Here is a 9,115-nt window from a genome sequence, read left to right on the forward strand (position 1 = left end):
GCCTCCCGCAGCGCGGTCCGGAGTGCGCGCCCCCGTCCGCGCGCCGGCGCGGCAGCGGCGGGCAACAGCAACTCCCACGCCGGAGAGAGGGATTCCGCCGACGGACGATGCGCATTGGTCCCCGAAGACGTCATGGAAGTGGACCTTAAACCGGTCCGTCGCCGACCCTAGCGTCGACCCCATGAACGCAACCTCTCTGCGCGGGGCCCTCCTCGCGGCCTTCGCGTGCGTGCTGGTGGGGGCATCCTTCACGGCCAACAGCGTCCTCGGGGACTACCCGTTCGCGGGTGGCCAGGCCCTTCGCTACGGCCTCGCCGCGATCCTGCTCGTCCCGTTCCTGCGGCGCGACCCGGGCTCCACGACGGCGCGACTCCGACGTCTCACCCGCCGCCAGTGGGGGCGGATCGCGTTGCTCGCCGCCGTGGGCATGGTCGGGTTCAACCTGGCGGTCCTGGCGGCCGAACAGTCGGCGGAACCAGCCGTTCCGGGCGTCTTCGTGGGCTGTGCGCCGATCGTGGTCGGCGTGCTCGTCCCGCTGCTGGACGGCCGCCGTCCGTCCCGCGTCACGCTGTACGCGGCCGGACTCGTCGCCGTCGGGGCGTTCACCGTTCAGGGCTGGGGGCGCACCGACCTGGCGGGCGTGCTGTTCTCGGTGGGAGCGCTCGTGGGCGAGGTCGGCTTCGCGGCCCTCGCCGTTGCCGTGCTGCGGCTTCTCGGCCCGAAGCTGCTCTCCGCGACGGTCTGTGGCGTCGCGGCCGTCGAGTCGGCGCTGCTCGGTCTGCTGATGGACGGCGGATCGTTCCTGCGCGTCCCGACGGGCGGCGAGGCGACGGCCCTGCTGTGGCAGGCCGTCGTCGTCACCGTGATCGGATTCGTCTGCTGGTACAGCGGGATGCGGCGCATCGGAGCCGAACGCGCCACGCTCTTCTCCGGCCTGATCCCGGTCTCCGCCGCCCTGACCGCACCTCTCGTCGGAGCCGGGACGTACGGCATCGCGCAGGGCGCGGGGAGTCTCCTGGTCGGTGCCGGTGTGGCGTACGGCTCCGGCGTCCTCGGGCGGCGCGGGGCCGGGGCGCGACTCCCGGTCGGGGCGCCGGGGCCCCGAGGGGGCGGCTCAGCGGCTGGTGTCCAGGATGACGCGGGCCACGAGGGCCGGGTCGTCGCTCATCGGGACGTGCCCGCAGCCGGGCAGCCGCACCAGCCGGGCGCCGGGGATCACCCGCTTGGCGCGGATCCCCTGCCTGCGCAGCAGTATCCGGTCGCGGGTGCCCCAGGCGACGGAGACGGGGACGCCCTTCACGTCGTCGCCGAAGAGCAGGCCCCTGCCGGTCCTCAGCGTCTCGTGAAAGCCGGTCGCTCCGCGCAGGGCGAGCGTCTCGGCGACGACGGCTTCCGGTGAACGCCTGCCGGGCCGGGCGTAGATGGTGCTGGTGAGGGCCGCCCGGCCGGCCGCGCTGCGCGACAGGCGCTCGATCAGCCCCACCGGCAGGGCCAGCGCGCCCCGGCGCATCGTCCGCAGGGTGCCGAAGGCGTAGCGCCGTTCCGCCTCGGTCCAGAAGCCCGCCGGGGACAGCGCGGTCACCGACCGCACCAGGTCGGTGCGCCCCAGTTCCAGCGCGAGCAGGCCGCCCAGTGAGTTCCCGGCCACATGGGGGCGGTCCAGGCCGAGTCCGGCGCAGAAGGCTCCGAGCACTCGGCCGACGGTCACGAGATCGTAGGGAACTCCGTCCGGCAGCGCGGGCGAGGTGCCGAAGCCGGGCAGGTCCACGGCTATCACCTCGCGTTCGGCGGCAAGGATCCGTGTCACCGGGTCCCAGGCCCTCAGATGGTGCCCGATGCCGTGGAGGAGCAGCAGCGGTTCGCCCGAGCCGGTCCGTTCGTACGCGACCGAGACCGGTCGGGGGCCGTCGGCCGTCGCGACGGTGAAGGAGGCCGTGGTGGTCATGCTGCCGCTCCCTGGAGTGGGTAGACATCTCGTCAACAACAATTACCGTCGGGTAGCTTGTAGTTCAAGGGGCCCGGCGATTCCCGCTGGACAGCGCATGACCGCGTGGGCTGGGATGGGCCGATGACCGTCGACGCCGCGACCGAGCTCTTCGAAGAACACCGGCCCGTTCTCACCGGTGTCGCCTATCGCATGCTCGGCCGCGTCGCCGACGCCGAGGATGTGGTCCAGGAGGCGTGGCTGAGGTGGTCGGCGGCGGCGCGCGAGGACATTCGGGAGCCGCGGGCCTTCCTGGTGCGGATCACCACCCGACTGGCCATCGACCGGCTCCGGCACCTGCAGTCACGCCGGGAGTCGTACACGGGGCCCTGGCTGCCGGAGCCGGTGGTCACGGAATTCGGCCCCGGTGTGCCCGACACCGCGGAGCGCGCCGTCCTCGCCGACTCCGTATCGCTCGCCGTACTGGTCGTCCTCGAATCGCTCTCGCCGCTGGAGCGCGCGGTGTTCGTGCTCCGGGAGGCCTTCGGGTTCCCGTACGCCGAGATCGCCACCGCCCTGGACCGTACCGAGGCGGCCGTCCGGCAGCTCGCCGGCCGTGCCCGGCGGCATGTGGAGGAGCGAAAGCCGCGCTACGACGTGGACCCGGCCGAGCGCCGCGATCTCACCGAGCGCTTCCTGGCCGCCGCCTCCGGAGGCGGCATCGAGCAGCTGCTCGCGCTGCTCGCCCCGGATGTCCGGCTGGTCAGCGACAGCGGTGGCAAGGCGAAGGCGCCGCGGCGGATCATGGAGACCGCCGACAAGGTCGGCCGCTTCCTCATCGCGGTGGCGGGGGACCTCGCCCCGGAGGGGGAGATTCGCATCGTGGAGCTCAACGGCGGGCCCGCCGCCGTCTACTTCGTCGGGGGGAAGGCCGACGCCGTCTTCCAGATCGAAGTCAGCCAAGGTGTCATTCAATGCGCCTATATCATTCGTAATCCGGACAAGCTTTCCGGGCTGCCCGTCGTATAGCCACAAGCGCCACCCGCCACCTCCGCCCCCGACGTCCCACGGGTCCGCGGCGCGCCTGGTCGAAGCCCCGCCATTCACCGCGATGGCGGGGCTTTGTGCTGCGCTCGCCTCACGGCACCACGAACGTCGTGTGAACGCTCTGCGCCAGAGTCCCGTTTCGTTCCGTTACGGAATAAGGATTGGTCTTGACCAAGGGGGTATGCCGTCCTAGGGTCTCCACTTAAGACAGGAACCTTTAATAAATAACGTCGCGGAAAAAAGACGCTGGGCGATTGCGGAGGACAGGGTGGGGACCACGCAGCTGGAATCGGTACAGGAGCCGAAGTACTGGCACCTCAAGACCGTGCTCAGTGAGGCACTCGACTCGGACTTTGCGGTGGGGGAGATCCTGCCCAACGAGCGAGACCTCGCGGCGCGGTTCGGTGTCGCGCGAGCCACGCTCCGGCAGGCACTGGAGCAGCTCGAGCTCGAAGGCAGACTGCAGCGCCGCCGTGGTGTCGGGACGACCGTCGCCCCGCCGCGCGTGGGCATCGCCGTCTCCACCGCCCAGCACGAATGGACCGGCGGCGTCAGCGGCGAGGCCTGGCAGCCGGTCGACAGCACCATGGACAAGGCCCCGGCGGCGGTGGCCGCCATGCTCGAAACGAACGCCACCGAACCGGTGCACGTGGTGCGCCGTATCCGCGACACCCAGGGGCAGGCGGTAGCGGCGGAACTCCTCTACATCCCCGCCTCCTCGGTGCCCGACCTCTCCGCCATCGAGGCCCCGTCCGGCCCCGTCCGCGCCCGGAGCGTGCTCCGTGAGCTGCACCGGCTCGGACTGCGGGGGCAGGACCGCTCCGTGGAGCTCGGCTCGGCGCGGGCGGACGACGCCAAGGAACTGGACCGGCTCCCCGGCGCCCCCGTCCTCGTCGTCACCACCCGCTACTTCACCGTTGACGGCACGGCGGCCGTGTCCGTCGCCACCTACCGCGCGGACACCTGCCGGCTCACCTTCGGGGACTCCGGCGCGCTGGAGATCAACCACGACGAACAGCCGGAGCGCCAGGCCTCCTGACGCGTCCGACCCGCCCGGCCCCACGCCCGCCGCTTCTTCGGGAACTCCCGTCCCCGAAGAAGCGGCGGGCGCGCGCTTTTCCCGCGAACTCCCGTCCCCGGGAGGCGACGGGCGCGCTCCCGCGCGGTCCGGCTCCGGCAGCGTCCGGGCTCCACCCACGCGTGACGCGGACCGTGTGCCGGCCCCTCGCCGCGGTCAGCGGCGGGCCGTCACGGCCCCCTCGACGGCGAACAACTCCTCCTCGACGTGATCCAGGGCGAGCCGCAACGCCCCCGTCGCGACGGCGGCCTCCCCGAGCAGCGACAGGGTCACCCGGGGTGGGCGCAGACAGTAGCGGGCCAGCTCCCTGCGCAAAGGTTCCAGTACCCCGTCCAGTCCGGCGGCCCAGCCACCGACCACGACCAGCTCCGGGTCGAGCGCCAGCACCAGCGCCGCCACATCGTGCACCAGCCGCTGAAGGAATCGTTCGACCGCCGCCCGGGCCCCCGCATCGCCCTCCCGGGCCTTGGCGAACACCGCGGCCACCGCGAGCTCGTCCAGCGGGTCCAGCGGCGTGTCCGTCGTCGACAGCAGATGCTCCGGCGTCACGTCCCTGCCCAGCAGGTGCAGAGCGCCGATCTCCCCGGCGGCCCCGCCGAACCCCCGGTGCAGACGCCCGCCGATCAAGGACCCCGCCCCGGGGCTCAGCCCCGCCAGCACGAAGACCACATCGTCGGATTCGGTGGCCGCGCCCTTCCAGTGCTCGGCCACCGCGGCGGCGTTGGCGTCGTTCTCGACGAGCACGGGGCACCGGAACGAACGGCGAAGCCGCTCCCCGAGCGCGAGGCCGGTCCAGCCCGGCAACGCCGTACCCAGCCGGACGGTGCCGTCGGCCTCCACGATCCCGGGACTGCCCACACCGACCGCACGCAGACTGCTCCGGGCCACCCCGGTACGTCGCAGTACGTCCGCGATGACGGCCCGGACCTGGTCGAGCCGGTCGTCCGCGCCGGCGGTCTCCGACACCGCGCGGGAGCCCGCCCCGACGATCCGGCCGTCGAGCCCCGAGATGAGCGCCGACACCCGGTGCGGACCGATCTCCACCCCGAGGAGATGCCCCGCCTCGGCCCGGAAACGGAACCGCCGGGCAGGACGCCCCTGGCGCCGCGCCTCGCTCTCGTCGGGCAGGGCCTCGACCACGAGACCCGCTTCGAACAGCCCCTCGACAACCCCTTCGACGGTCGGCCGGGACAGCCCCGTGATCCGCGTCAGGTCCGTCAGCGTCGGCGCGCCGGCCCCTCTCAGGGCGTGCAGAACTACCGCGGAATTGATCCGTCGCAACAGCGACGGGTCCCCACCGGTCAGCCGGCCCACGGTATGTCCTCCCAGCTCGTGCGCATGTCTGCCGGATCGTACTCGCTGGCCGGGAGCCCTGCGACCAGCGTGGGAAGCCGGTATGGAGCCGCAACCTGGGTCACCCCGGAGCGACGAACCCGGACTCGTATGCGGCGATGACCGCCTGGGTACGATCCCTGGCCCCCAGCTTCGCCAGGACCGAGCTGACATGGGATTTCACCGTCTCCGTCCCGACGACGAGGGCGGCCGCGATCTCCGCGTTCGACAGGCCCCGGGCCATCAACCGGAGCACCGCGGCCTCGCGCTCGGTGAGCGCCGCCCGGTCGAGAGCGGCCCGTGCTCTCTCCGTCCCGTACTCGGCGGCGAGCTGCCGGACCGCCGCCGGGAACAGCAGGGACTCCCCCTCGGCCACCAGACGCACGGCGTGCACGATCTCCGCGGGCCTGGCGCGCCTGAGCAGAAAACCGTCGGCCCCCGCCCTCAACGCCTCGTACACGTACTCGTCGTTCTCGAACGTCGTCACCACCAGGATCTTCGGGGGATCCGGCACCGTACGCAGCACCAGCCGGGTCGCCTCGATCCCGTCCATCAGCGGCATCCGCACATCCATCGCCACCACATCGGGCCGCAACCGGTTCACCAGGGGGATGACCGCGGCCCCGTCCCCTGCCTCGCCCACCACCTCGATATCGGGCTGGGCCTCCAGCACGGCGCGCAGACCGGCGCGTACCAGAGGCTCGTCATCGACCAGAAGAACGGTGAAGGGCATCCGACCAGCGTATGCCGTCCAGAGGAAGGCTCACGCACACCCGCCACTCGTCCTCCCGCGACTCCATCCGCGCCTTTCCGCCCAGCAACGCGGCACGCTCCCGCATACCGCGCAGCCCACTGCCGCTCCCCGGCAGACCGGCCGCTCCGGAGAGCGGATTGACCACCTCCAGCTCCAGCCGCCCGTCGGCCACCGTGATGCTCACCCGGATGGGTACCGGCCCCGCGTGACGGAGCACATTGGTGAGACTCTCCTGAAGAATCCGATACCCCTCCCGCGAAACCGGCGCCGGCACCAGACCGAGATCCCCGGACACCCGCGCATCCACCTTCGCCCCGGAACTCCGCGCGGAGTCCAGCAGCCGCTCCGCCTCCCGCAGCGTCGGCCGCCTGCTCACGGGCGTGCCGGATTCACGCAGCACCCGCAGCACCCGCTCCAGGTCCTCCAGCGCATCGCGCCCCGTCTCCTCGATGGCGGCCAGCGCCCGCTCGGTGAACGCCGGATCGTTCGCCGTCCGCGCCGCACCGGCCTGCACCACCGCCACCGTCAGCGCATGACCGATGGAATCGTGCAGCTCCCGCGCCATGCGATTGCGCTCCAACAACTGCTCGGTCAGCTCCTCCAGCACGCTCAGCCGGTCCGTCGGGGACGGGCCCAGCAGCCACCGGGCGGCCGCTGTAATGAGCCGGCCCCCGAGCACCACCAGAACGAGGAGCGGAACGATCGGCAGCGGTGCGAGCAGCGCGTTCCACCAGTGCGGGCTCATGCCTTCGACCAGCCCGCCCGGAGGCCTGCCCGTCGCCGACAGGACGAGCTCGATCGAAGCCACGGGCAGCCAGAGTGCCATGATCGCCGCGGCCGAGATCAGGAGCCGCACCTCCAGCCAGAGCACGGTCCGCCATCGCTCCGCCCAACTCGCCGAGGACGCGACCGCGATGGAGGCGTCGGGCTGCCCACGCTCGGACGGAGTCAGCAGCAACTGCGCCTGCAGGCCCTCCTCCAGCCGCATCGCGGGAATGAGGCCCACGGGCACCGCGAAGAGCAGGGGCATCCAGTAGTCGTCGGAGATGTAGAACCACACGCTGGCCGCGGCGGCCGGAACGAGCATGTGCAACCAGCGGCTGTAAGTGACCGCGCTGGTCAGCGGGGTGAGGATGCGGTGCATGTCCTCATCGTCCCAGCGGGCCGGGCGGACCGGCTCCCCCATGAGAGGGAGACGAACCCCGCCGTCGGGGGAGGCGGGGCGCCCGGCGCACCGGCCAGGCTCGGGGACATGACCAGCATCGACGTCCACGAGCTCACCAAGGAGTACGGAACCACCCGTGCGGTGGACCGCCTCAGCTTCCGCGTTCGACCGGGCAGGGTCACCGGCTTCCTCGGCCCCAACGGCGCCGGCAAGTCCACGGCCATGCGTCTCGTACTCGGCCTGGACCGGCCGACCGGCGGCTCGGCCACGATCGGCGGGAGGCCCTACGCCCAGCTCGCCGAACCCTTGCGGACCGTCGGCGCACTGCTCGACGCCCAGGCCGCCCATGGCTCGCGCACACCGCGCAGCCATCTGTCGGCACTCGCCGCGAGCAACGGGATACCCCTGTCGCGGGTGAAGGCCGTGCTGGAGGAGACCGGGCTCGGCGACGTGGGGGCACGGCGGATCAAGTCCTTCTCCCTCGGCATGCGCCAGCGTCTCGGCATCGCGGCCGCCCTGCTCGGGGACCCGCAGGTGGTCCTGCTCGACGAACCGTCGAACGGGCTGGATCCCGAAGGCATCATCTGGATCCGCGAACTCATGAAGCGGCTCGCCCGCGAGGGCCGGACGGTACTGGTCTCCAGCCACCTCATGAACGAGACCGCCTCCTTCGCCGACCACCTCGTGGTGCTCGGCCGGGGCCGCCTGCTCGCTGATATGTCGATGAAGCAGTTCCTCGACTCGCGCAGTCGCCCCCGCGTACGCCTGCGAACGACCGAACCAGGCAGGCTCCACTCAGCGCTGACCTCCAAGGGCCTGACCGGAGTGCAGGACGAGAACGGCCGCTGGGCGATCGACGGAGTCACAGCGGAGGAGGTCGGCGCGATCGCCGCCGACGGGGGGATTCCCCTGCTCGAACTGGGCGATGAGCGCGCCACATTGGAGCAGGCCTACCTCGACCTCACCGCGGCCGACACCCCTTTCGCCGCTTCGACCACCCGCGACCGCCAGGAGGCGTGACCATGACCCTGACGGCAGTTCTCCACTCCGAGTGGATCAAGATCAGGTCGATACGGTCGATCTACGGTTCCCTGATGGCCGTCCTCGCCACCACCCTCACCATCACCGTGCTCGTCCTGGGGACCACCGGCCAGGAGCAGGCGGAGCAGCCCGGATCCGATGCGCTCCTCAACGCCTTCTTCGCCCTGAACTTCGGGCAGATCGCGGCCGTCGCGTTCGGCGCGACCGCGGTCTCCTCCGAGTTCCTCAACGGGGCCCTGCGCGTATCGCTCGCCGCGGTTCCCCGTCGCTCCCTCTTCTACGCGGCGAAGATGACGGCGATCGGCGGGTCGGTACTCGTCGTCGGGCTGGTGACCAGCTTCGCGGCGTTCCTGGTCGGTCAGCTCTTCCTGGGGGAGCACGCGATCGGTCTGGGACACCCCGGGGCGCTGCGTGCCGCCTTCGGAGGGGGGATCTATCTCGCGCTGATGGCGCTGCTCGCGGCGGGTCTCACGGCGCTCCTGCGCAGCGCGGTGGCGGTGCTCGGCCTGCTCATACCGCTTTTCCTGATCGTTCCGTTCGTGCTCGTGGACGTCGCGACCACGGTGGTGAGCTACCTGCCCGACCGCGCGGGTCAGGTGGTGTTGCACCAGAATCCGGAAGACGGTCCGGGGCCGTGGACCGGCCTGGGGGTGACCGCCGTATGGGCGGCGGCAGCGCTCCTGGCGGGCTGGTGGGCGGTCCGCAACCGGGACGCGTGAGGCCCGGCGGACCGAGGCGCGCGGGCAGGGGCGGCTCAGTCGGCCGGGGCGGGGC

At 71.8% G+C, this 9,115-nt stretch carries 8 protein-coding genes and 1 pseudogene; 5 read left to right on the top strand and 4 right to left on the bottom strand.

Annotated features, from left to right (window positions below; all coding sequences use genetic code 11):
* Nucleotides 1–181: 181 nt before the first annotated feature.
* Nucleotides 182–595: pseudogene (locus tag CR470_RS41525) on the top strand (EamA family transporter); the annotation flags it as partial.
* Between the two features lie 519 nt (nt 596–1,114).
* Here CR470_RS41525 and CR470_RS32565 read toward each other — a convergent pair.
* Nucleotides 1,115–1,945, bottom strand: coding sequence for an alpha/beta fold hydrolase (locus CR470_RS32565; protein WP_097871061.1), 831 nt, complete (start codon nt 1,943–1,945; stop codon nt 1,115–1,117).
* Nucleotides 1,946–2,068: 123 nt separating this feature from the next.
* Between CR470_RS32565 and sigJ the strand changes: the two genes are divergently transcribed.
* Together sigJ and CR470_RS32575 are read left to right on the top strand one after the other, a co-directional pair.
* Nucleotides 2,069–2,953 (top strand): RNA polymerase sigma factor SigJ, encoded by an 885-nt coding sequence (sigJ, locus tag CR470_RS32570; protein ID WP_097871062.1) that lies wholly within the window; start codon nt 2,069–2,071, stop codon nt 2,951–2,953.
* A gap of 286 nt (nt 2,954–3,239) precedes the next feature.
* Nucleotides 3,240–4,010 (top strand): GntR family transcriptional regulator, encoded by a 771-nt coding sequence (locus CR470_RS32575; protein ID WP_097871063.1) that lies wholly within the window; start codon nt 3,240–3,242, stop codon nt 4,008–4,010.
* Between the two features lie 195 nt (nt 4,011–4,205).
* Here the strand turns inward: CR470_RS32575 and CR470_RS32580 are convergent, their stop codons facing one another.
* The 3 genes from CR470_RS32580 to CR470_RS32590 all read right to left on the bottom strand — a co-directional run bounded on the left by CR470_RS32580 (nt 4,206) and on the right by CR470_RS32590 (nt 7,279).
* Nucleotides 4,206–5,363 (bottom strand): ROK family protein, encoded by a 1,158-nt coding sequence (locus CR470_RS32580; RefSeq protein WP_097871064.1) that lies wholly within the window; start codon nt 5,361–5,363, stop codon nt 4,206–4,208.
* 100 nt (nt 5,364–5,463) lie between these two features.
* Nucleotides 5,464–6,114, bottom strand: a complete 651-nt coding sequence (locus CR470_RS32585) for a response regulator transcription factor (RefSeq protein WP_097871065.1) — start codon at nt 6,112–6,114, stop codon at nt 5,464–5,466.
* Nucleotides 6,086–7,279, bottom strand: a complete 1,194-nt coding sequence (locus CR470_RS32590) for a sensor histidine kinase (protein WP_097871067.1) — start codon at nt 7,277–7,279, stop codon at nt 6,086–6,088. The genes CR470_RS32585 and CR470_RS32590 overlap by 29 nt, the downstream gene beginning before the upstream one ends.
* 108 nt (nt 7,280–7,387) lie before the next feature.
* Here CR470_RS32590 and CR470_RS32595 point away from each other — a divergent pair, with 108 nt between their 5' ends.
* Complete coding sequence (locus CR470_RS32595; protein WP_097871068.1) at nt 7,388–8,320, top strand: ABC transporter ATP-binding protein; 933 nt, start codon at nt 7,388–7,390, stop codon at nt 8,318–8,320.
* Nucleotides 8,321–8,322: 2 nt separating this feature from the next.
* Complete coding sequence (locus tag CR470_RS32600) at nt 8,323–9,060, top strand: ABC transporter permease (protein ID WP_179892448.1); 738 nt, start codon at nt 8,323–8,325, stop codon at nt 9,058–9,060.
* The last annotated feature ends 55 nt before the right edge of the window (nt 9,061–9,115 follow it).

Origin of the sequence: Streptomyces sp. rh34 (genome assembly GCF_002551245.1) — a bacterium.
Classification (GTDB): Bacteria; Actinomycetota; Actinomycetes; order Streptomycetales; family Streptomycetaceae; genus Streptomyces.